The 20,570-nt window shown below is 70.7% G+C and carries 21 protein-coding genes; 7 read left to right on the plus strand and 14 right to left on the minus strand.

The features are described from left to right. Positions 1 to 18 precede the first annotated feature (18 nt). Genes KBZ12_RS00560 through KBZ12_RS00570 form a run of 3 tightly spaced genes read left to right on the plus strand, consistent with a single transcriptional unit; the run spans position 19 to position 2,512 of the window. The gene (locus KBZ12_RS00560; RefSeq protein WP_254955691.1) at positions 19 to 1,515 is read left to right on the plus strand and encodes a cobyrinate a,c-diamide synthase; all 1,497 of its coding nucleotides are present in this window, start codon (positions 19 to 21) and stop codon (positions 1,513 to 1,515) included. Then, positions 1,464 to 1,766: an acylphosphatase gene (locus KBZ12_RS00565; protein WP_254955693.1), complete on the plus strand. Its 303-nt coding sequence runs from the start codon at positions 1,464 to 1,466 to the stop codon at positions 1,764 to 1,766. Before KBZ12_RS00560 ends, KBZ12_RS00565 begins: the two co-directional genes overlap by 52 nt. Before the next feature lie 59 nt (positions 1,767 to 1,825). Next, positions 1,826 to 2,512, plus strand: a complete 687-nt coding sequence (locus KBZ12_RS00570; RefSeq protein ID WP_254955694.1) for a GAP family protein — start codon at positions 1,826 to 1,828, stop codon at positions 2,510 to 2,512. Positions 2,513 to 2,514: 2 nt separating this feature from the next. On the opposite strand, the gene KBZ12_RS00575 is transcribed toward KBZ12_RS00570, so the two are convergent. The 5 genes from KBZ12_RS00575 to folD all read right to left on the minus strand — a co-directional run bounded on the left by KBZ12_RS00575 (position 2,515) and on the right by folD (position 6,809). Next, positions 2,515 to 2,712, minus strand: coding sequence for a hypothetical protein (locus tag KBZ12_RS00575; RefSeq protein WP_254955695.1), 198 nt, complete (start codon positions 2,710 to 2,712; stop codon positions 2,515 to 2,517). Between the two features lie 189 nt (positions 2,713 to 2,901). Beyond that, positions 2,902 to 4,371 (minus strand): ATP-dependent RecD-like DNA helicase, encoded by a 1,470-nt coding sequence (locus KBZ12_RS00580; protein WP_254955696.1) that lies wholly within the window; start codon positions 4,369 to 4,371, stop codon positions 2,902 to 2,904. Further along, a complete protein-coding gene (locus tag KBZ12_RS00585) occupies positions 4,368 to 4,913 on the minus strand; it encodes a divergent PAP2 family protein (RefSeq protein ID WP_254955697.1) in 546 nt (181 codons plus the stop codon). Before KBZ12_RS00585 ends, KBZ12_RS00580 begins: the two co-directional genes overlap by 4 nt. After that, positions 4,910 to 5,812 (minus strand): geranylgeranyl diphosphate synthase CrtE, encoded by a 903-nt coding sequence (gene crtE, locus KBZ12_RS00590; protein ID WP_254955698.1) that lies wholly within the window; start codon positions 5,810 to 5,812, stop codon positions 4,910 to 4,912. The genes KBZ12_RS00585 and crtE overlap by 4 nt, the downstream gene beginning before the upstream one ends. 118 nt (positions 5,813 to 5,930) lie before the next feature. Next, complete coding sequence (gene folD / locus KBZ12_RS00595) at positions 5,931 to 6,809, minus strand: bifunctional methylenetetrahydrofolate dehydrogenase/methenyltetrahydrofolate cyclohydrolase FolD (RefSeq protein WP_254955699.1); 879 nt, start codon at positions 6,807 to 6,809, stop codon at positions 5,931 to 5,933. A gap of 82 nt (positions 6,810 to 6,891) precedes the next feature. Between folD and KBZ12_RS00600 the strand changes: the two genes are divergently transcribed. Beyond that, the gene (locus KBZ12_RS00600) at positions 6,892 to 8,982 is read left to right on the plus strand and encodes an HDIG domain-containing metalloprotein (protein WP_254956010.1); all 2,091 of its coding nucleotides are present in this window, start codon (positions 6,892 to 6,894) and stop codon (positions 8,980 to 8,982) included. Here the strand turns inward: KBZ12_RS00600 and KBZ12_RS00605 are convergent. From KBZ12_RS00605 to KBZ12_RS00615, 3 genes are read right to left on the minus strand one after another with little or no spacing between them, the layout of a single operon-like run. Then, entirely contained in the window at positions 8,972 to 9,406 is a 435-nt protein-coding gene (locus KBZ12_RS00605; RefSeq protein ID WP_254955700.1) for a CrcB family protein, read from the minus strand. The two genes, KBZ12_RS00600 and KBZ12_RS00605, sit on opposite strands and share 11 nt — an antisense overlap. Positions 9,407 to 9,415: 9 nt before the next feature. Then, positions 9,416 to 9,799 (minus strand): CrcB family protein, encoded by a 384-nt coding sequence (locus tag KBZ12_RS00610; protein WP_254955701.1) that lies wholly within the window; start codon positions 9,797 to 9,799, stop codon positions 9,416 to 9,418. A 1-nt stretch (position 9,800) separates the two neighbouring features. After that, positions 9,801 to 10,106 (minus strand): SemiSWEET family sugar transporter, encoded by a 306-nt coding sequence (locus KBZ12_RS00615; RefSeq protein ID WP_254955702.1) that lies wholly within the window; start codon positions 10,104 to 10,106, stop codon positions 9,801 to 9,803. Between the two features lie 51 nt (positions 10,107 to 10,157). On the opposite strand from KBZ12_RS00615, the gene KBZ12_RS00620 reads away from it, so the two are divergent. Together KBZ12_RS00620 and KBZ12_RS00625 are read left to right on the plus strand one after the other, a co-directional pair. After that, entirely contained in the window at positions 10,158 to 11,669 is a 1,512-nt protein-coding gene (locus KBZ12_RS00620) for a peptide ligase PGM1-related protein (protein ID WP_254955703.1), read from the plus strand. Between the two features lie 23 nt (positions 11,670 to 11,692). Beyond that, positions 11,693 to 12,211 carry a hypothetical protein gene (locus KBZ12_RS00625; RefSeq protein ID WP_254955704.1) on the plus strand — a complete coding sequence of 173 codons (519 nt, stop codon included), beginning with the start codon at positions 11,693 to 11,695 and terminating at the stop codon, positions 12,209 to 12,211. Between the two features lie 26 nt (positions 12,212 to 12,237). Here the strand turns inward: KBZ12_RS00625 and KBZ12_RS00630 are convergent, their stop codons facing one another. Continuing rightward, on the minus strand, positions 12,238 to 13,074 hold the full coding sequence (locus tag KBZ12_RS00630) for a carbohydrate ABC transporter permease (protein WP_254955705.1): 837 nt from the start codon (positions 13,072 to 13,074) through the stop codon (positions 12,238 to 12,240). Then, positions 13,071 to 14,696, minus strand: coding sequence for a 2-isopropylmalate synthase (locus KBZ12_RS00635; RefSeq protein ID WP_254955706.1), 1,626 nt, complete (start codon positions 14,694 to 14,696; stop codon positions 13,071 to 13,073). Before KBZ12_RS00635 ends, KBZ12_RS00630 begins: the two co-directional genes overlap by 4 nt. A 97-nt stretch (positions 14,697 to 14,793) precedes the next feature. On the opposite strand from KBZ12_RS00635, the gene KBZ12_RS00640 reads away from it, so the two are divergent. After that, a complete protein-coding gene (locus KBZ12_RS00640) occupies positions 14,794 to 16,359 on the plus strand; it encodes a glycoside hydrolase family 57 protein (protein WP_254955707.1) in 1,566 nt (521 codons plus the stop codon). 36 nt (positions 16,360 to 16,395) lie between these two features. On the opposite strand, the gene KBZ12_RS00645 is transcribed toward KBZ12_RS00640, so the two are convergent. Genes KBZ12_RS00645 through KBZ12_RS00660 form a run of 4 tightly spaced genes read right to left on the minus strand, consistent with a single transcriptional unit; the run spans position 16,396 to position 20,531 of the window. Continuing rightward, positions 16,396 to 17,145 (minus strand): amino acid ABC transporter ATP-binding protein, encoded by a 750-nt coding sequence (locus KBZ12_RS00645; protein WP_315859266.1) that lies wholly within the window; start codon positions 17,143 to 17,145, stop codon positions 16,396 to 16,398. Between the two features lie 50 nt (positions 17,146 to 17,195). After that, a complete protein-coding gene (locus KBZ12_RS00650) occupies positions 17,196 to 18,407 on the minus strand; it encodes an amino acid ABC transporter permease (protein WP_254955708.1) in 1,212 nt (403 codons plus the stop codon). Position 18,408: 1 nt separating this feature from the next. Further along, on the minus strand, positions 18,409 to 19,446 hold the full coding sequence (locus KBZ12_RS00655) for an ABC transporter permease subunit (RefSeq protein ID WP_254955709.1): 1,038 nt from the start codon (positions 19,444 to 19,446) through the stop codon (positions 18,409 to 18,411). After that, positions 19,446 to 20,531 (minus strand): amino acid ABC transporter substrate-binding protein, encoded by a 1,086-nt coding sequence (locus tag KBZ12_RS00660; protein ID WP_254955710.1) that lies wholly within the window; start codon positions 20,529 to 20,531, stop codon positions 19,446 to 19,448. The genes KBZ12_RS00655 and KBZ12_RS00660 overlap by 1 nt, the downstream gene beginning before the upstream one ends. Positions 20,532 to 20,570 lie beyond the last annotated feature (39 nt).

Consider the following 20,570-nt stretch of genomic DNA (forward strand, 5'->3'; position numbering starts at 1 on the left):
CCGTCCCGACCCGATCGCATGAGTTGCCTGATCGCCGCCCCCTGCAGCGGCAGCGGCAAGACCCTGTTGAGCCTCACCCTGGCGGCCGTGGCACGGGCGCGGGGGGAGACCATCCAGCCCTTCAAGGTGGGGCCCGACTACCTCGACCCCCAGTTGCTGGGGGCGGTGGCGGGGCGCCCCTGCCGCAACCTCGACCCCCTGCTCTGCGGCGAGGAGTGGGTGCGGCGCTGCTACCGCTGGCATGGCGGCCGGGCCGGCCGGGTGCTGGTGGAGGGGGTCATGGGCCTGTTCGATGGCCGTGGCTCCGGCAGCGAAGGCAGTTCCGCCGCCGTGGCCGATCTGCTCGGGCTGCCGGTGGTGCTGGTGGTGGAGGCGTCGCGCCAGGCCGGCAGCCTGGCGGCCCTGGTGCGCGGCTTCCGCGACCACGGCCCGCCCCGGGTGGCCTTGGCCGGGGTGGTGCTCAACCGGGTCGGCAGCGACCGGCACCACCGCCTGCTCGCCGAAGCCCTCGAGGCCATCGAGGTTCCCCTGCTGGGGGTGCTGCCCAGCCATCCAAGCCTGGAACTACCCTCCCGCCACCTGGGCCTGCTCACCCCGGGGGAGCTGGGCGACCTGGGCGAGCGCCAGCGGATCTGGGCCCGGTTGGCCGAAGAGCACCTCGACCTGGGCCGGCTCTGGCCCCTGCTGGCACCACCGGCCGGTCCGCCGGATGGGCTGGATCCGATTCACTGGTGCCTGGGGCAGGTCCCGCCGGAGCCAACCACCGCCGCCCCCTCGGCCGCCAGCACCCCGTCCCCCGCGCTGCCCGTGGCGATCGCCAGCGACGCCGCTTTCCACTTCCGCTACCCCGAGGCCCAGGAGCTGCTCTCGGCCTGCGGCCTGCGGCCGGTGCCCTGGAGTCCCCTGGCCGACGAGCCGCTGCCGGCGGACTGCCGGGCGGTGCTGCTCCCCGGCGGCTACCCCGAGCTGCATGCCGCCCAGCTGGCGGCCGGCCGGCGCAGCCTGGGATCCCTCGGTGCCGCCGCCCGCGCCGGTCTGCCGATCGTGGCCGAATGCGGCGGCCTGCTGCTGCTGGGCCGGGAGCTGGAGGATGGTGACGGGAACCGGCATTCCATGGCCGGCCTGCTCCCCTTCAGCGCCCGCCGGGGTGGCCTCAGCCTCGGCTACCGCCAGGCGGTGCCCGTCGCCGATGGCCTGCTGGTGCGCCGCGGTGAAGCCCTCAGCGGCCATGAGTTCCACCGCTGGCAGCTGCGGCCCCAACCACCCTTGGCCGATGAGTTGGCAGGGGGGGAGGGCCTGTGGCAACTTGATGGCTGGGGAACACCCGCGAGGATTGAAGGATGGACCGCTCCGAGCGTTCACGCCACCTGGCTGCACCTCCACTGGGCTGGATGCCCGGCGATTCCCTCGAGACTGGCCAGAGCCGCCGCCAGCGCCGTGCCGCTGCCGAGGAACGCCGTTTCGTGCAGCCCGCTCTCCGGGTCACCGCTTCGCCCCATGAGCGCTGGCGCATGAATGTGCGCGGGCTGGTGCAGGGGGTGGGCTACCGGGTGAGCTGCCGCCAGAAGGCCATCGACCTCGGCCTCAGCGGCTGGGTGCGCAACCGCTCCGACGGTTCGGTGGAACTGGAGGCCGAGGGGCTTCCGGATCGGCTGGAGGAGCTGCGGCTCTGGTGCGAAAAGGGGCCCCGGGGGGCCCAGGTGAGCGGCGTCAGCAGCGGCCAGGTGGCCGTGGCGGGCACCGACTGGTTTGAGGTCCGCACCTGAACGGCTGAGTCACCCCTGGTGGCACGGCACCGGAGAATGGGACGCCCCGGCCCGCAGCGATGCCGACCACCAACCTCTGGAGTGAACTGTTCGGATTCGGCCTGGCGATCAGCTTCAGCCCGCTGCACATCGGCCTGCTGCTGCTGATCCTGGTGGGCCCCAGTCCGCTGCGCAGGGGAAGCTGGTTCGTGCTGGGGTGGCTGTTCACCTCCGCGGCGGCCATCGCCCTGCTGCTGAGCGTGGGCCATGGCCTGCTGCTCACCATGGAGCAGGGCACCGATCAGCGCACCGGCCTCGACCTGCTGGGGGCCGGTGCGCTGCTGGCCCTTGGCCTGAACGGCCTGCAGGGCAGCCGCCAGGGGAGTGGCCCCCCCGGCTGGACCCGCCGGCTGGATGGCTTCTGCGCCCTGCCCCTGCCGCTGCTGCTCGGCCTCAGCGCCGCCGTGCAGGTGTCCAGCCCGGATGATCTGTTCCTTTACGCCAAGACCGCCGCCAGCCTGCTGGAGGCGGGGTTGAGCCGGCCCCGGGAGGTGCTCACCACGGGGGTTTTCAGCCTGTTCAGCGGCCTGCTGCTGCTGCTGCCCCTGGCGGGACTGGCGCTGGTGGGCCAGGAACGCCTGCGGCCCGTGCTGCAGGCGGGCAAGGACTGGCTGTTTGCCAACGCCGAGCTGATCGTGGCGGCCATCTGCTTTGGCCTGGCCGCTTACCTCGGCTGGCAGGGGATCGAGGGGCTGCGGGCCCGCTGAGATCAGGGTCCGTCCGGGGGGTCCTCAGCCTCCAGGATCCGGCCGAGGTACTTGGGATCATGCAGGGTGCCGTGGCGGGAGAACGGCAACACCCGCTCCCGTGGCAGCCCTGGCATCGACGGCCGCGAGCGCAGCCTCAGCCACCGCCGCACCAGCACGATCACCCCCACCAGGACCGCAGCGACGAGGAGGGCCCCCACCTCGGTGACCAGCTCTCCGCCGCCACCGGAGGCAATGGCTCCGGCCTGGCTGGCAGAGGACTCGCTGGCCGATGGAGTGGTGCCCAGGACGGGCGCCGGATCCGCCAGCGGTCGGGATAGGGCGTGCAGAGACTTCAGCGGAGGGCCTCGGTAAGAACCAACGCCACGAGGGTAGGCGGTGGGCTCCGGTCAGGCCACCGCATCGGGCCCTGCGCCGGCGTGGGCCTCCCGCAGCCAGCGTTCCCAGTGCTCCCGCTCGGGGGCATCACCGGCCCCGGCCATCAGGGTCACCGCCTGGCTGGCCCGGCTCACCGCCACGTACACCAGCCGCTGCCGCAGCAGCAGGTCCCGGGGCCAGAAGACGTCCTCATCAATGAAGACTTCGCCGAAGGTGCTGCCCTGGCTGCGGTGGACGGTGAGCACGGCCGCCGGTCCCAGGGAGGCGAAGGCGTCACGCACCAGGAAGTAACGGCGCCAGAAGGGTTTGCCGTCTTTCTTGCCCGCCTCGCGGGCCTGCTGGCGCAGCTGCTCCATCACCCCGTCCAGGCTCGCCCGGGGACCACTGCCGAGGGGCGGCAGCAGGCGCAGGTTCAGCTGGGCCTCCCCCGCCTCTACGGTGGCGGTGAGGGTGTCGATCACGGGGGCGCCAAGGGAGGCCTCCACGCCGAATTCGGCCAGCTCACAGCGTTCGGGGCGCACGTCGCGCACCACCAGCTCCCGGTTGCTGCCCAGCAGCAGATCCGGCTCCTCGGCAGCGGCGTCCCCTTCGCGGCAGGCCGGCGCCATCACGGCCGTGCGGGTGATCAGCACCTCACCGGGCAACACGGGCAGCTGGTCGGCCATGGCGCCGTGCAGGGCGCGGCGGGCGATCGGCACCAGCCGCTCGAGGGAACGGTTGGTGTAGCAGAGGATCCGGGCCAGGTCAGGATCGTCGGCTTCGGCGCTGCGGCGCAGGCCCTCCTGGGCGGCCGCCAGCCAGTCGCGGCGCCCCAGCAGTGACACCCGGCCCGTGGTGGTGCGCACCGGCGCCAGCACGGGCGGCCTGCGGCAAGGCAGGTTCCCCTGCCGCAGGCCGCCGGCCAGGCGCAGCACCGGTCCCTGGTGGCGGACCACATGGGTCAGGGCCACCCGCTGGGCCCGGCCCAGGGCGAACACCGGACTCTGCTCCTCGCCCACCGGCGGCAACTGGGCCGGATCCCCCACGAACACCAGGCGGGTGCGGTAGGCCTGGGCGCAACGGAGGGTGATCTCCAGCAGGCTGCCATCCACCATCGAGGCCTCATCGATCAGCACCAGCCCGAGGTTCTCGAGCGCCAGGGCTGTCTGGGCCGTTTCCTCGCAGCGTTCCCGATCCCCTTCCCGCTTCAGCTTGAGCCGCAGCAGCCGGTGGATGGTGGAGGGGAACCAGGTGGGGCGCAGACCCGCCAGGGCGAGGTGGTGGCGCAAGACGCCCACCGCCTTGTGGGTGGGGGCGACCACGGTCCAGCAGAGGCCGGCCTGCTCCGCCTGGGCCAGGAAGCGCATCGACAGGAAGGTCTTGCCGGTGCCGGCATAGCCCTCCAGCACGAACGGCACGCCGTCGGCGGGGGCCGACAGCCAGGCGGCGAAGGCGGTGGCAGCGTTCTGCTGGTCGTCGCTCAGGCCGGGGAGATCGCTCACCCCAGCGGCAACCAACCGGCGTGGAGGGCGATCTGCCAGGGCGATCCGAGCAGGGCCAGGCCCGGCAGGGCCACCAGGGGGCCCATCAGGCTGCCGACCAGCACCTCGGAGCGGGTGTGGCCGAGGTTTTCCTTGAGGGGGCGCAGCACCGGGGGCCCCTCCGGCGGGCTGTCCTGGGGATGGGTGTCCCAGAGACCGTCGGGGAGGCCGTTGACCCGCTGGGCCGTCAGCCCGGCGGCCCGCCTCACGCCGCTGGCGTCATAGAGGACGACGAAGCAGAGCACGGCCGCCAGGGCGAACAGGGGATCGGCGAAGCCCAGTTCCCAGCCCAGGCCCGCCGCCGTCCCGGTCATCAGGGCGGAATGGCTCGAGGGCATGCCGCCCGTCTCGATCAGCACCGCGGGCCTCCAGCGCCGGTGCAGCACCAGTTCGATCACCAGCTTGGAGAGCTGGGCCACGCCGCAGGCGGCCAGACCCCAGGCGAGCACACCGTTGGCCAGGAGCTCCCCCAGGGCATTGAGCGCGCCGACGGTTTCGCTCATCGGTCGCGACTGGTGATGTAGTCGGCCAGGGCCAGCAGGGGAGCCGCCTGGGCGTTCCAGGGGGCCAGCACCGCCTTGGCCTCGCTCACCAGGGCTTCGGCCCGACGGCGGGATTCCTCCAGGCCCAGCAGTTTCGGGTAGGTGGTCTTGTCGGCGGCCAGGTCCTTGCCCGCCGTCTTGCCCAGCACGTCGCTGCTGGCGGTGACATCGAGGATGTCGTCGATGATCTGGAAGGCCAGGCCGATGCCGCGGGCGTAGGTGCGCAGGGACGCCAGCAGCTCCTCGGAGGCCCCGGCGATCAGGGCACCGGCGATCACGCAGGCCCGCAGCAGGGCTCCGGTCTTGTGCAGGTGGATGTATTCGAGGGTGTCGAGATCCACCTGGCGGGCCTCGCATTCCAGGTCGACCACCTGGCCGCCCACCAGGCCGGGGGCGCCGGAGGCCAGGGCGAGTTCGCCGACCACCTGCAGCAGCCGTTCGGGGGGCACCCCCGGGCTGCGCAGGGCCACCATCTCGAAGGCGCGGGTGAGCAGGGCATCGCCGGCCAGGATGGCCTTGGCTTCGCCGTACACCTTGTGGTTGGTGGGCCGGCCGCGGCGCAGGTCGTCGTTGTCCATGGCGGGCAGATCGTCATGGATGAGCGACATGGTGTGGATCATCTCCATCGCCACCGCCGTGGGCATGGCCAGATCGGCGTCACCGCCGGCCAGCTCACAGGCCGCCAGGGTGAGGATCGGCCGCAGCCGCTTGCCACCGGCCAGCAGCGAGTAGCGCATCGCCTCCCGCAGCGACTCCGGACGCTCGGGGCCCAGGGAGCTGTCCAGGGCGGCCTCCACGCGCCAGCGGGACGCCTCCAGATAGGCGGTGAAGTCGAAGGCCGTGCTCACCGCCGGGGTCATGGGGTCCTGAGGGTTGGCGCGGATTCTCTCAGGCCGATGGTGGCAGGTGCCGGGTTCGCGCAACAGTTTGGGATCGGTTGCGATGCAGAGGGAAGCATTCACTTTGCCGTTGGCGTTGTCAGCTGAGCAGATCCCCTAGCTCATGCTCCAGCCCATGGCGGTTGCACCAGGCCACCACGGTGTTGACCAGCAGCATGGCCACGGTCATCGGCCCCACCCCGCCCGGCACCGGCGTGATGGCCGCCGCCAGCGGCTCGACCGTCTCGTAATCCACATCGCCGCAGAGCTTGCCATCCACCCGGTGGATGCCCACATCGACCACCACGGCCCCCGGTTTGACATGCACCGCGCCGATGAGCTGGGGGCGGCCGGCCGCCACCACCAGGATCTCGGCCTGGCGGGTCACCTCGGCCAGGTGGTGGGTGCGGGAATGGGCCACGGTGACGGTGGCATCGGCCGCCTGGAGCATCAGGGCCATCGGCTTGCCCACCAGGATGCTGCGGCCGACCACCACCGCCTGGGCTCCGGCGACCGGCACGTCGGCGCTGCGCAGGAGAGCCATCACCCCGGCCGGTGTGCAGCTGCGCGGGCCCCGCTCCCCCTTCAGCAGCCGACCCAGGTTGAGGGTGTGCAGACCATCGGCATCCTTGTCCGGGTCGATCGCCGCCAGCAGCGGTTCTTCGGCGAGCCCCTCCGGCAGGGGCAGCTGCAGCAGGATGCCGTCGACCGTCGGGTCGGCATTGAGGCGCCGGATCAGGGCCAGCACCGCCTCGGCCGGGGTGTCCGCCGCCAGATGGCCGCCATGGCTGCTGATGCCGACGCGGCTGCAGGCTTTTTCCTTGTTGGCGACATAGACGCCGCTGGCGGGGTCATCCCCCACCCGCAACACCGCCAGGCCGGGTGCCCGACCCGCCACCTCCAGGCCGTCGCTGATCACGGCGGCCAAGCGCCGTTCGATCTGCGCCGCCAATCGCCGGCCGTCGAGAAGGGTGGCCATGGGGAGAACGCGCTGCCGACCTCCAGCATGCACCGACAGCCCCCGGATGGAGCGACGTTCTGTATTGGCTAGCGTGGACTCTATGAGAATGGGGCTGCGGCCGATCAGGGGACTCTGGCGCCAGCTGTTGCGGCTCGAGCGTCCCCGCCAGGCCCTGGTGGCCTGGCGCAGCGGGGGCTCCCTGCTGGTGCTGTTGTGCTGCCTCCTGGTGGCCCTGCTCTCCAGCTGGCCCTGGTTGGTGGAGCCCAACCTGCGGCCCGGCATGGCGGCCCCCTTCACCGCCCGGGCGCCCGCCGATGCCACGGTCATCGACAGCGCTGATCTGGAGCAGCGCCGCAGCCAGATGCTGCCGCGCAGCCAGGTCCAGGTGGTTGACCCCCAGGCCAGCGAGGCCCTGGTGCAACGGCTGGAGCAACGCCTGCAGAACGTGCGCGAGCAGGTGGCCGACGACCAGCCCCGCCCCGATTCCCTCAACCTCACCGAAGAGGAGCGCCGCTGGCTGACCGGCTTGACGCCCCCCGAGCTGATGCGTTGGAAGATTTCCCTGCGACGGGCCCAGCAGCGCATGCTCAGCCAGGGCGTCGTGGCCAGCCTGTCCGAGGGTCAGCTGCTGCTGGCGGCGGAGCTGCAGCTCAACGACCTGTCACCACCGGCCCGCAGCCTCGGCAGCCGCCTGCTGGCCAGCAGCCTGCAGGGACGCACCAACCTTCGCGGCGACAGCTTCCTCAGTCAGCGCCGGATCGAAGACCTGCTCACCCGCCAGGGGCTGCCCACGATCCGGGTGCGCAAGAACGACCTGATCACCCGCCAGGGGGAACCGATCAGCCCCCAGGCCTTCGATGTGCTGGAGCACTTCGACCTGGTCAACCATCGCCCCCGCCCCCTGGCCTGGCTGGTCCGCTTCAGTGAGGCCCTGGCCGCCTGCGGGGTGATGCTCCTGGTGATGCGCCGCTGGCGAGCCAGTCTCGAACCCCGCCAGGCCTTGCTGGCGCTGGCGATGCTGCTGCTGGTGCAGGGGTGCAAGCTCTGGCTGGGCAGCCAGGTCAGTCCCCTGGCCCTTCTGCTTCCCCCCACCCTGCTGCTGTCCCAGGGCCTGGGCACGGCCGCCGGCCTGGCCTGGCTGGCCGTGGCCGCCATGCTCTGGCCGGTGCCGGTGCAGGGACTGCTGGCGACCCAGCTGGGGGTGGCGGCCCTGCTGGCTGCCGTCGCCGCCGTGCTCGCCGGACGCCAGCGCAACCGGGCCCAGCTGCTGCAACTGGCCCTCTTGCTCCCGGTCGGCGCCGTGCTGCTCCAGTGGCTGTTGATCCAGACGTTCAACCTGCGCGCCCTGGAAACCTCCCCAGGACCGTTCAGCGGCAGCGACCTGCTCCAGGAGGCCCTGCTGGTCACGGGTCTGCTGATGGCGGGGCTGCTGCTGGCGCCTCTGGTGGAGAGCTTCTTCGGCCTGCTCACCCGGGCCCGGCTGATGGAGCTCGCCGACCTGGAACGCCCCCTGCTGCGGCGCCTCTCGATGGAGGCGCCGGGCACCTTCGAGCACACCCTGATGATCTGTGGCCTGGCGGAGGAGGGGGCCCGTGCCATCCAGGCCGATGTGGATCTGATCCGCACCGGTGCCCTTTACCACGATGTCGGCAAGCTGCACGGTCCCCAGTGGTTCATCGAGAACCAGGAGAACGGCGCCAACCCCCACGACGAACTGGATGATCCCTTTGCCAGCGCCGCCATCCTCCAGGCCCATGTCGATGAGGGTCTGAAGCTGGCCCGTCGCTACCGCCTGCCCCGCCCCCTGGCGGATTTCATTCCCGAGCACCAGGGCAGGCTGAAGATGGGCTACTTCCTGCACCAGGCCAAGGAACGGGATCCTGCGGTGCGGGAGGAGCAGTTCCGCTACCGCGGCCCCGCCCCCCGCAGCCGGGAGACGGCCATCCTGATGCTGGCCGATGGCTGCGAAGCCGCCCTGCGCTCCCTGCCGCCGGGCACCACGGAGGCCGAGGCCCAGTCGATGGTGCGACGCCTCGTCGAAGCCCGACAGAACGACGGCCAGCTCGATGGCAGCGGCATCTCCCGGGCGGAACTGGAACTGGTGATCCGGGCTTTCGTGCGGGTCTGGCGGCGCATGCGTCACCGGCGCATTCCTTACCCCATCTCCCCCCGCAAGGCCTTCAGCGCCTGAGCCTCCCGTGGCCGAGCCGGCGGCCCACCACCAGACCCGCACGCACCGCCAGCAGCCCCGCCAGCAGGCTGATCAGCACCACGGCCAGGGCTTCGTCGGGGCGCCCGCGGCGCAGGGCCAGGCTGATCTGCAGCATCCAGCTGCTGAAGGTGGTGAGCGAGCCGCAGAAGCCGATGCCCCCCAGCAGTATCAGCCGGGGCCGGGGGGCAGGCAGCCCCGCGATCACACCGATCAGGAACGTGCCGAGCAGGTTGGCCACCAGGTCGGACTCGATCAGACCGGCGTGGCCCCCCGCCAGGCCCTTGCCCAGGTCCTCCAGCTGCCAGCGCAGCAGGGCACCAGGCACGGCGCCGGTGGCCACCAGCAGCAGGTCCCGCGCTTCGCGGCGCAGGCTGGGAGAGCTTCCGGTGGGGGATGGTGCCATGGCTCCGGCCTAGGAGCTGCCCAGGGCGAGGCCGGCGCCCACGGCCAGCAGCCCCCCCAGCACCGAACCGCCACAGAGGAGCAGGGCCTCCCGGCGCTGGTGCCGGTGCAGGGTCGCGTGCAGTTCAGCGATCCAGGTGGAGAAGGTGCTGAAGCTGCCCAGAAATCCCGTGCCCAGCAGCAGCAGGGTGCGGCCCGCCGCCAACCCGCAGCTGGTCTGCAGACTCACCAGCAGGCCGAGGGCGAAACAGGCGATCAGGTTCACACCGAAGGTGCCCCAGTGCTTGCGGGGCAGCATCGGCTCGAAATGGTTGACGACCCGGAAGCGCAACCAGGCCCCTGGTACCGCTCCGATGGCGACGAACAGGGCATCGTTGCTGAAGGGTGCCGCCATCTCAGCCCTTCCCCCGGGGACCACGGCCCCAGGGCTCTCGCCCCTCCAGCAGCGCCCGCAGCTTGCGTTCCAGCACCACCGTTGCCGGCACCAGGGTGATCAGGTTGGCGACGATCACCGGCCCATCGGCCTTGAGCAGTCCGTAGGCGGCCCAGGCCAGGATGCCCAGGGTGAACAGGCCGTACATCCGCAGCGAGATGGCGCTGGTGTCGCCGCTGCGCACCGTCTTCACGGCCTGGGGGAAGAGGCTGAGGGTGGTCAACGTGGCGGCCCCATAGCCAAGGGCACTGACCGCGATGGACTCCATTGGCGCTGGCCGTTGTTGGGTGCAGCATGACGACATTCCGCCCGTTGCGCCGTGGTCTTGAGCTTCCGCGAACTGCAGGGGCAGCTGCAGGCCCCCTGGGGCCGGGAGCACGGCGAGGCCGGTGCCGGCGGGGCCGGTGTGGACTTCGATCTGCTGATGGTGCCCTCGCTCACCATGGACCCCTCCCAGCTGGCCCTGGTGACCGGAGCCCACCACTACGAGGAACGGCAGCTGTTCTCCCTGATGCGGCTCCGCAACCCCGGGGTTCAGGTGGTCTACGTGACCAGCAAGCTGCTGCCGGAACTGGTGGTGGATGCCGTGCTGGAGCTGATGCCCGGGGTCCCCACCTCCCATGCCCGCCGGCGGCTGCACCTGTTCGACACCGATGACGGCTCCGCCCGGCCGCTCACCCAGAAGCTGCTGGAGCGTCCGGCGTTGCTGGGCAGGATCCGGGAACGGTTGCGGCCCGGTCGCAGCTTCATCAACTGCTACGTGGTGACGGAGCTGGAGAAGACGCTCTCCGAACGTCTGCAGGTGCCCCTGCTGGGCACCGACCCGGCCCTGGGCTACTGGGGCACCAAGGCGGGCAGCCGGGAACTGTTCGGCCGTTGTGGCGTTCCCCATCCCCCTGGCACCGGGCTGGCCCACAGCCCCGGGGATCTGGCCGAGGCGGTGGCCGATCTCTGGGACGCGCACCCCGAGCTGGGCGGTTGCGTGATCAAGCTGAACGAGGGCTTCAGCGGTGAAGGCAATGCCCGGCTCGACTTCACCCCCCTGGCCCTGGCCGGTCTCTCCAGGCGGGAGCGGGTCGTCCGGCTGGCCGAGGCCCTGGAGGGCCTGCCGATGCCGGCGGACGCCTGGAAGGAACTGCTGACCCGTCAGGGGGCCCTGGCCGAGGCCTGGCTGGAGGGTGGAGCCGAGCTGCGTTCTCCCAGTGTGCAGGGCACGATCCATCCAGGCGGGCTGGTGGAGGTGCTCTCCACCCACGAGCAGATCCTCGGTGGCCCCGGCGGCCAGACGTATCTGGGCTGCTGCTTCCCCGCCGCCGAGCCCTACCGGGTGGCGCTGATGGAGCACGGCCAAGCCGTCGGCCAGGCCCTCGCCGCCGAAGGGGCCCTGGAGCGCTATGGGGTCGACTTCATCGCCCGCCGCTTCGGCGACACGTGGGATCTCCAGGCCATCGAAGTCAACCTGCGCCAGGGCGGCACCACCCATCCGTTCATGGCCCTGCGGGCGATCACCGCCGGCAGCCTGGAGCCCGCCACGGGCCGCTTCCTCTCCCCCACGGGCCAGCCGTTGCACTACCGCGCCACCGACAACTTCAGCGACCCCCGCCTGCGGGGCCTGATGCCCCTCGATCTGATCGACATCGTCGCCGAGGCCGGCCTGCATTACGACCCCGCCCGGTTGCAGGGCAGCGTCTTCCACCTGCTGGGCTGCCTCTCGGAGTTCGGCAAGCTGGGCATGACCTGCATCGGCCGCGATCCGGAGCAGGCCTCGGCCGTCTACCGCTCCACCGTGGCCGAGCTGCTGGCCGGCGCCAGCGCTCGCAGCGGGGCCTGACGGCCAGGTCCGCGCAGGGCAGGATGGGTCAGGACAGGGGGCGCATGGTCTCGATCACCGACCGCGACGACGACGGCGCAGGGCACCCCCCGCAGGCCCCCCTGGGTCCGCCGGTCTGGACCGGCTGGCTCCAGATCGGTCTGAGCACCATGCTGGCGGTGCTGTTTCTGGTGATCCTGAGCAAGACGCAGGAGCAGAACCAGCGGCTGATGCGGATCGAGCAGCGCCTGCAGGGACTGGAGAACAGCCGGGCCCTCGATCGCACCTCCGTGCTGGAGGAGCAGCAGCGGGCCATGCTGGGACGCCTGCAGACGCTTGAGTCCGGCGCCCAGCGGCTGGAAGCGCTCGAGCGGCAGCAGGAGCAGTGGCGCTCTGCCCTGGCCGACATGCAGGGCCGCGCCGTGCGCCGCCCCCAGGCCGATCCGGACCTCTTCCCCGCGCCGCCGCCGCCCACGTCAAGCCCCGGCGGTCGCCCCAGTCCCCCTCCGTCCGACCGCGGTGATGGCGGCGTTCTGCGCCCGCCAGGTCCCGGCAGCCCCTGAGGGCCATTCCACGCTGACCGGGCGCTTCAGCCCTTCACGGCATCACCGCTGGCGCTGGGCAGGATATAGCGCTGCAGCAGCACGAACAGCAGCAGCACCGGCAGGATCGAGACGACCGAGCCGGCCGCCACCAGGCGCCAGTCGAGGGAGAAGCTGCTGGCCAGCTGCTGCAGGCCCAGGGGCAGGGTGTAGAGGGTGGGGTCGTCAAGAATGATCAGCGGCCAGAGGAAATCACTCCAGGTGCCGATGAAGACGAACATCGCCAGGGTGATCAGGTCGGCCCGCGCCGCCGGCAGCATCACGTTCCACCACTCTCCGACGGGGGTGCAGCCGTCGATCCGGGCCGCCTCCTCCAGTTCCACCGGCACCGCCAGGAAGCTCTGGCGCAGCAGAAAGATGCCGAAGGCCGTGGCCGCCTGGGGCACGATCAGGGCCCAGAGGGTGTTGCGCAGGCCGATCTGCACCATCAGCAGGTAGAGCGGGATCATCACCACCTGGAAGGGGATCAGGATCGTGGCCACCACCAGGGCCAGCACCAGCCCCCGGCCGCGGAAGCGCATCCGCGCCAGGGGGTAGGCCGCCAGGGAGCAGAACAGCAGGTTGGCCAGCACCGCCAGGGCGCTGACGATCGTGCTGTTGAGCAGGTAGGTGCCCATGGGATTGGCGGCGAACAGGCGCCCGTAGGCCTCCAGGCTCGGCTGGCTCGGCAGCAGGGCCGGGGGGCTGGTGAAGATGTCCTCCGCCGGCCCCTTCAGGGACGTGCTCACCAACCAGAGCAGGGGCAGCAGCAGCAGCACGGCCACCAGCAGCAGCAGGGCGAGCTGCAGCCCGGTGGCCAGCGGGGAGCGGTTGGGGGCGTTCACAGACGCGGCAGTTCCGCCACCGGAAGGGGGGTCTTCTGGGGATGGAGCGGGGCGCGCTGGCTGCCGGAGACCAGCCGGTTGAGGGCGTTGACGAAGGCCTGGGCCGCCGCCACGACGATGTCGGTGTCGGCCGCATGGCCCGAATAGAGCACGCCCTGGTGGCGCAGGCGGATGGTCACCTCACCCATGGCGTCGATGCCCTCGGTGACGGACTTGATGCTGAACTCCACCAGTTCGTTCGGCACCTGGGCCAGGTGGTTGAGCGCCTGGCAGACCGCATCCACCGGACCGGTGCCGATGGCCGCCTCGGTCAGGTCGATGCCGTCCCCGTCCCGCAGGGTGACGGTGGCGGTGGGCTTCAGGTTGGTGCCGCAGCTCACCTGCACCGATTGCAGGGAGTAGTGGGGGGCGTCCTGTTGCTGCACCTGCTCACTGACGATCGCCTCCAGATCCCGGTCGGTGATCTCCCGCTTGCGGTCGGCCAGCTCCTTGAAGCGGGTGAAGGCGTCGTCGAGGTCGTGGCGCTCCAGGCTGTAGCCGAGCTCCTCCAGCCGGGCGCGGAAGGCGCTGCGGCCCGAGAGCTTGCCGAGGGAGAGGCGGTTGTCGGCCAGGCCGACGGTGCGGGCATCGATGATCTCGTAGGTGAGCCGGTTCTTGAGCACGCCGTCCTGGTGGATGCCGGACTCGTGGGCGAAGGCATTGGCACCCACGATCGCCTTGTTGGGCTGCACCGCCATGCCGGTGAGGTTGGACACCAGCCGGGAGGTCTTGGTGATCTCCTCGGTGCGCACGTTGGTGAGGGGGTCGCGCTGCTCGGCCGGACGGCCCAGGAACGGATTGAAGTAGCTGCGGCGCACATGCAGCGCCATCACCAGCTCCTCAAGGGAGGCGTTGCCGGCCCGTTCGCCGATGCCGTTGATGGTGCACTCCAGCTGGCGGGCACCGTTCTTGACGGCCTCGAGGAAGTTGGCGACGGCCAGCCCCAGATCGTTGTGCCCATGCACCGAGATCACCGCCTGGTCGATGTTGGGCACCGAGCGGTTGATGCCGGCGATGATCTCGCCGAATTCGGCCGGGGTGGTGTAGCCCACCGTGTCGGGAATGTTGATGGTGGTGGCACCGGCGTTGATCGCCGCCTCGATCACCTCGTGCATGAACGCGGGGTCGCTGCGGCCGGCGTCCTCGCAGGAGAACTCCACGTCGTCGACCAGGGAGCGGGCGTAGGCCACCATCTCCGCGGTGATGGCGAGCACCTCGGCGCGGCTCTTGCGCAGCTTGTGCTCCAGGTGGATGTCGCTGGTGGCGATGAAGGTGTGGATGCGGCGGCGGGCGGCGGGGGCGACGGCGTCGGCGCAGGCCTTGATGTCGCCGCTGGCGGCCCGGGCCAGGCCGCAGATCACCGGTCCCTCCGGGGTGCCAACGCTGGCGGCGATCTTTTGAACGGCGTGAAAATCGCCACTGCTGGCGAAGGGAAAGCCGGCTTCGATGATGTCGACCCCCAGGCGGGCCAGCTGCTGGGCGATCGCGAGCTTCTCCTCGAGGTTGAGGCTGGCGCCAGGGGACTGCTCCCCGTCGCGGAGGGTGGTATCGAAGATCAATACCCGGCCGGGATCGCGGGCCATGGGGTTAAGCGGAACAGCTATGAGTTAGGCCCACTCTAGGGGCCGGCAGGGATGGCTCCGTGAGCGGACCGTACAGTGGCGCCACAGAGGTTTCCCCATGGCCGCAGGCGATCTGGCCCTGGTGTTGCATGCCCACCTCCCTTACGTGCGATCGGGAGAACCGGGTTCGCTGGAGGAAGACTGGTACTTCCAGGCCCTGCAGGAATGCTATCTGCCCCTGCTGGCCGTGCTGGAGCGGGCCGCCGCCGACCCGGAGCAACGGCCGAAACTCACCCTCGGCCTCTCCCCCACCCTGTTGTCGCTGCTGAGCGACAGGGCCCTGAACAGCCGTTTCCCGGCCTGGCTGGCCCTGCGCCGCACCCTGCTCGACCAGGTGGATCCGCAGCTGGAGCTGCCGGCGCGCCAGCTCCAGTCCACGCTCGCGGCCATCGAGGCCCAGTGGCGGCAGCTGGGGGGGAGCCTGCTGCCCGGGTTCCGGCGCCTGCAGGAGCAGGGGGTTCTCGACCTGATCACCTGCGGCGCCACCCACGGCTACCTGCCCCTGCTGCGGGATTCGCCCGAGGCGGTGCGGGCCCAGTTGCTCACCGCCGTGCGGGAGCACCAGCGGCTGCTCGGTGTGCGCCCCCTGGGGATCTGGCTGCCGGAATGCGCCTATTACGAGGATCTCGACCGGCTCCTGGCTGAGTGCGGCCTGCGCTACTCCCTGCTCGACGGCCACGGCCTGCTCCATGGCCTGCCAAGGCCCCGTTACGGGGTCTATGCCCCGATCTGTTCCACCGCCGGGGTGGCTTTCTTCGCCCGTGACAGCGAATCCACCCTGCCGGTGTGGAGTGCCAGCCAGGGCTACCCGGGCGACGGGGCCTACCGGGAGTTCCACCGCGACCTGGGCTGGGACCTGCCCCAAGAGGCGCTGGGCGCCCTCGGCATCCGCGACCGGCGCCCCCTGGGCCTCAAGTTGCATCGGGTCAGCGCCCAGGGCTGTCCCCTGGAAATGAAGCAGCCCTACGACCCGGAGCGGGCCTCGGAGAAGGTGAAGGAGCATGCGGCGGCGTTTCTTCGCGGTCGCTGCCAGCAGATGGCCCACCTGGCCGCCACGATCGAGCCGCCACCGCTGCTGGTGGCGCCCTTCGATGCCGAACTGTTCGGCCACTGGTGGTTCGAAGGGCCCCAGTTCCTGGCCGAGCTGTTCCGCCAGGGCCCGGCGATGGATGTGGGCTTCACCCACCTGCGCGACGTGCTCAGCCAGAACCGGGCACTGCAGGTCTGCCGGCCGGCCCCCTCCAGCTGGGGCCAGGGGGGCTACCACGACTACTGGCTGAACGACACCAATGCCTGGGTCGTGGCCGAGTGGCAGCGGGCCTCCCGCGCCATGGTGCAACGGGTCAACCGGGGTGTGGGCAGCACCGACCAGCGCGCCCTGCTGACCCAGGCGGGGCGCGAACTGCTGCTGGCCCAGAGCTCCGACTGGAGCTTCATCCTGCGGGCCGGCACCACCACCGGCCTGGCCCGCGAGCGCATCCACCGCCATCTCGACCGTTTCTGGCGCCTGATCGATGCCCTCGAGCACGGCACCGACCTGTCCCGGGAATGGCTGGTGGGGGTGCAGCGGGAGGACGGTCTGTTTCCGGAGCTGAATGCCGCCGACTGGGCGACCAGGGGCTAGCGGCTCCCGCGTCGCGGCCCCCGGTGGCAGCCTCCCTCAGAGGATCTGATCCAGGAAACGACGGGTGCGCTGGTGGCTGGGGTTGGTGAAGAACACCTCCGGTTCGGCCTCCTCCACCACTTCGCCTTCTGCCATCAGCACCACCCGGTGGGCCACATGGCGGGCGAACTTCACCTCGTGGGTCACCACCACCATGGTGATGTCGTCGGCGGCGAGGTTCTGCATCACCTCCAGCACCTCCCGCACCATCTCCGGGTCGAGGGCGCTGGTGGGTTCATCGAACAGCAGGATGCGGGGCTCCATGCAGAGGGCCCGGGCGATCGCCACCCGCTGCTGCTGGCCCCCCGAGAGCTGGCCGGGAAACTTGCCCGCCTGTTCGGCGATGCCCACCCGCTCCAGCAGGGCCCAGGCCTGCTGCTCCACCTCGGCCTTCGGGCGCTTGCGGACGAGCACCGGGGCCAGGGTGAGGTTGTCGAGCACCGAGAGGTGGGGAAACAGGTTGAACTGCTGGAACACCATCCCCACCTCCCGGCGGACGGCGTCGATGTTGCGCAGGTCGTCGGAGAGCACGATGCCGTCGACGGTGATGCTGCCCTTCTGGAAATCCTCCAGGGCATTGAAGGTGCGGATGAAGGTGCTCTTGCCCGAGCCCGAGGGGCCCATGATCACCACCACCTCGCCGCGCCGCACCGTCAGGCTGGCGCCGCGCAACGCCTGGAATCCGTTGGGGTACCACTTCTCGACGCCCCGCGCCTCGATCATCAGTTCGTTACTGGGTTGGCTCATGGGGCGGGCAGCGGGATCGGAGCTGGGGAGGTGGGAATGGGGAACGCGAATCAGGTGGCGGAAGGCACCGCGTGGGGATCAAGGCGCCGCTCCAGGGCCCGGCTGCCCAGTCCGAGGGCGGCACAGCAACCCCAGAACAGCACCGCCAGGGTGAGGTACACCTCACCGTTCCGCCCCAGGAAAGCCGGGTTGGCCATCACGGTGCGGGCCGTGCCGAGCAGTTCGAGCAGTCCGATCAGCGACAGCAGGGTGGTGTCCTGCAGGAGCGAGATGAACTGGCCCACCATCGCCGGCAGGGCCACCCGCAGGGCCTGGGGAAGCACCACGTGCTGAAGCGCCTTCGGATAGGACAGACCCAGGGAGCGGGCGGCCTCCAGCTGGCCCCGGGGCACGGCCGCCAGACCGGAGCGCACCGCCTCGGCCAGGTAGGCCGCGGCGAAGAAGGTGAGCACCCAGGCCGCCCGCCAGACCCGGTCGGGCGCCAGGCCGCCGGGCAGCAGGAAACCGAGGATGTTCTGGCCCAGGAACAGCAGGGTGATCAACGGCGCGCCGCGGATGAACTCGATGTAGAGCACCGAACCCCAGCGCAGCAGCGGCAGGTCGCTGCGGCGCCCGAGGGCCAGCAGCACCCCGATCGGGAAGCACAGCAGGATCGCGAAGCTGGAGGCCAGCAGGGTGAGCATCAGTCCGCCCCATTCCGAAGGGGAGACGCTGACCAGGCCCAGGCCGCCGCTGATCAGCACCATCCCCACCAGGTAGAGCAGCGGCCACACCAGGGCGGCGAGCCGCCTGCCGGTGGGAGAGAGCCCGGGCCCGAAACGGCCGGCCAGCCAGCGGCAGAGAACCAGCAGCACGGCGAGCCCCCACCAGCGGCTGGCAATGGCCAGGCTCAGTTCCAGGGCCCAGGGCACGGCCAGGGCGATCAGCCCGAGCAGGCCCACGGCGAGCCGGTCGTTGCGCGGCCAGAGCACGCCGGTGCGGTCGGGGCGGGGGTGGGCCCGCAGCAGGCCCCAGGTGGCGCCGCTGGCTGCCACCAGCAGGGCGGTGAGCAGCCAGAGGCGCCACTGCTGCTCCACCGGGTAGCGGCCCACGGCGAACAGGGTGCTGTTGACCTTTACCACGGTCCACTGGGCCTGGGTGAGGGCCCAGCGCAGGACGCCGAAGGCCCCCAGGCTGAGCATCGTGATCAGGGCCAGACTCAGCACCGTGTCGGTGCGGGTGGCGAAGAGTTCGGCGCGCAGCCGCCGCAGCAGGGAGTTCATCTCAGCGCTCCCGGATCTGGACCAGGTGGTTGAGACCGTTCATCAGGGCCGAAATCAGCAGGTCGAGGGTGAGGTAGGCCGCCAGGAGCACCAGAATCACCTCCACCGCCCGTCCGGTCTGGTTGAGCGTGGTTTCGGCCACGGAATAGAGGTCGGTGTAGCCCACGGCAACGGCCAGAGAGGAGTTCTTGGCCAGGGAGATGTACTGGGTGTTCAGACCCGGCACGATCACCCGCAGCGACTGCGGCAGCACGATGCGGCGCAGGGTGGCGAACCAGCTCAGCCCCAGGGAAGAGGCCGCCTCCCACTGCCCCTTGGGAACGGCGGCGATGCCGCCCCGCACCACCTCGGCGATGAAGGCCCCCGAATAAACGATCAGGCCGGTGAGCAGGGCGCCGAACTCGACGCTCAGACGCACCGGTGCCTGCCAGACCCCGTTCACCAGGGTGGGGCCCATCCAGCGCAGTCCCTCGCCGAACCCGGCGATGTACAGGCCCGATTTGGCCAGCACCACGCCGGGGAGCTGGATCGCCGCCAGGCCGTTGGGCAGGGTGAGAAACACCACGAAGTACCAGAACACCAGCTGCAGCAGCAGCGGGATGTTGCGCACCACCTCCACGTAGACCCGAGCCAGCCGCCGCAGCAGGCCGTTGTGGCTGAAGGAGGCCATTCCCACCAGGGTGCCCAGCAGGGTGGCCCCCACCAGACCCACCAGCACCGCCCGGATCGTGTTGACCAGACCGGCCGCCAGGGCGCGCCAGTAGGGCAGCTGGGCATTGAAGGGAATCACCGATTCCGAGATGTCGAAGCCGGCGGGCTGCTGCAGCCAGCGCCAGCTCAGCAGCAGGCCGGCCGCCGTCAGGTTGCGGATCAGATTGCCCAGCAGGAAGGCGATCAGCAGCAGCACCAGCAGACCCACCACGGCCTGCACCACCCAGGGCACGATGCGACGGTCGCGCCACCAGGGCGGCTTGGGGGCAGGCCGTTTGGGGGCAGACAGTGGCGAAGGGGTCGGGTCGGCGGGGGGGACCGGCGCCATCAACGGAAGGGAGGCGAGTAGATCAGGCCGCCGTCCTTCCACTGGCGGTTGAGGCCCCGGTCGAGCTTGAGCGCCGAGGCTGGACCCACGTTGCGGTCGAAGATCTCGCCGTAGTTGCCCACGGCCTTCACCGCCTTGACCACGAAGTCGGGCGGCAGACCGAGCAGCTTGCCGAAATCACCCTCGACGCCAAGGAAGCGGCGCAGGTCGGCCTGGTTGGTGTTGTCCTTGGCCTCGGCCAGCTTGGCGTCCACGTTGGCCTGGGTGATGCCGCTCTCTTCGGCCTGCATCAGGCCGTAGACGATCCAGCGCACCGCATCGGCCCAGGCGGGATCGCCGTTGGTGGTGGCGGGGGTGAGGGGCTCCTTGCTCATCACCACGGGCAGCAGGGTGTGGGCATCCGGGTTGGGGAAGCTGGTGCGCTTGCCCGCCAGCTGGGAGCGGTCGCTGGTGACGGCCACGCAGCGGTCGCCGAGATAGGCGGCAAAGGTCTGGTCGCTGGTCTGGAACTTCAGCGGCGTGTAGGGGATGTTCTGCTCCCGCATCCGGTCGGCCAGGTTGAGCTCGGTGGTGGTGCCGCTCTCGACGCAGATCGGCTTGCCGGCGAGGCCCTTGAGGTCCTTGATGCCGCTGGCCACGGGCACCAGCACGCCCTGGCCGTCATAGAAGGTGGTGGGGGCGAAGCTGAGGCCATTGCCGCCGGCCGCGTCGCGGCTGAGGGTCATGGTGGTGTTGCGCGACAGCAGATCCACCTCGCCGCTGGCCAGGGCGGCGAAGCGCTCGCTGGAGTTCAGGTCGCGATACTCCACCTTGGCCGGGTCCCCCAGTACCGCAGCGGCCACCGCCTTGCAGACGTCCACGTCGAGGCCCAGGTACTTGCCGTCGGGGCCCACGAAGCTGAAGCCGGGCAGCTTGCCCTCCACGCCGCAGATCAGCTTGCCCCGCCCGGTGATCGTGGAGAGCTTCTGGCTCTGCACACCGCCACCATCGCCGGCGCATCCGGCGAGCAGGCCGGCGGCCAGGAGGGAGGCCCCGAGGGAGAGGGTCCGGTACCAGAGCATGCTTGCTTCCTTGAGTGGCCGCATTGTTGCAGGTGCGGGCCGGCGCAGGTAGGCCGCCCGGAA

It is taken from the genome of Cyanobium sp. Cruz CV13-4-11, from assembly GCF_024346055.1.
Taxonomy (GTDB): Bacteria; Cyanobacteriota; Cyanobacteriia; order PCC-6307; family Cyanobiaceae; genus Cyanobium.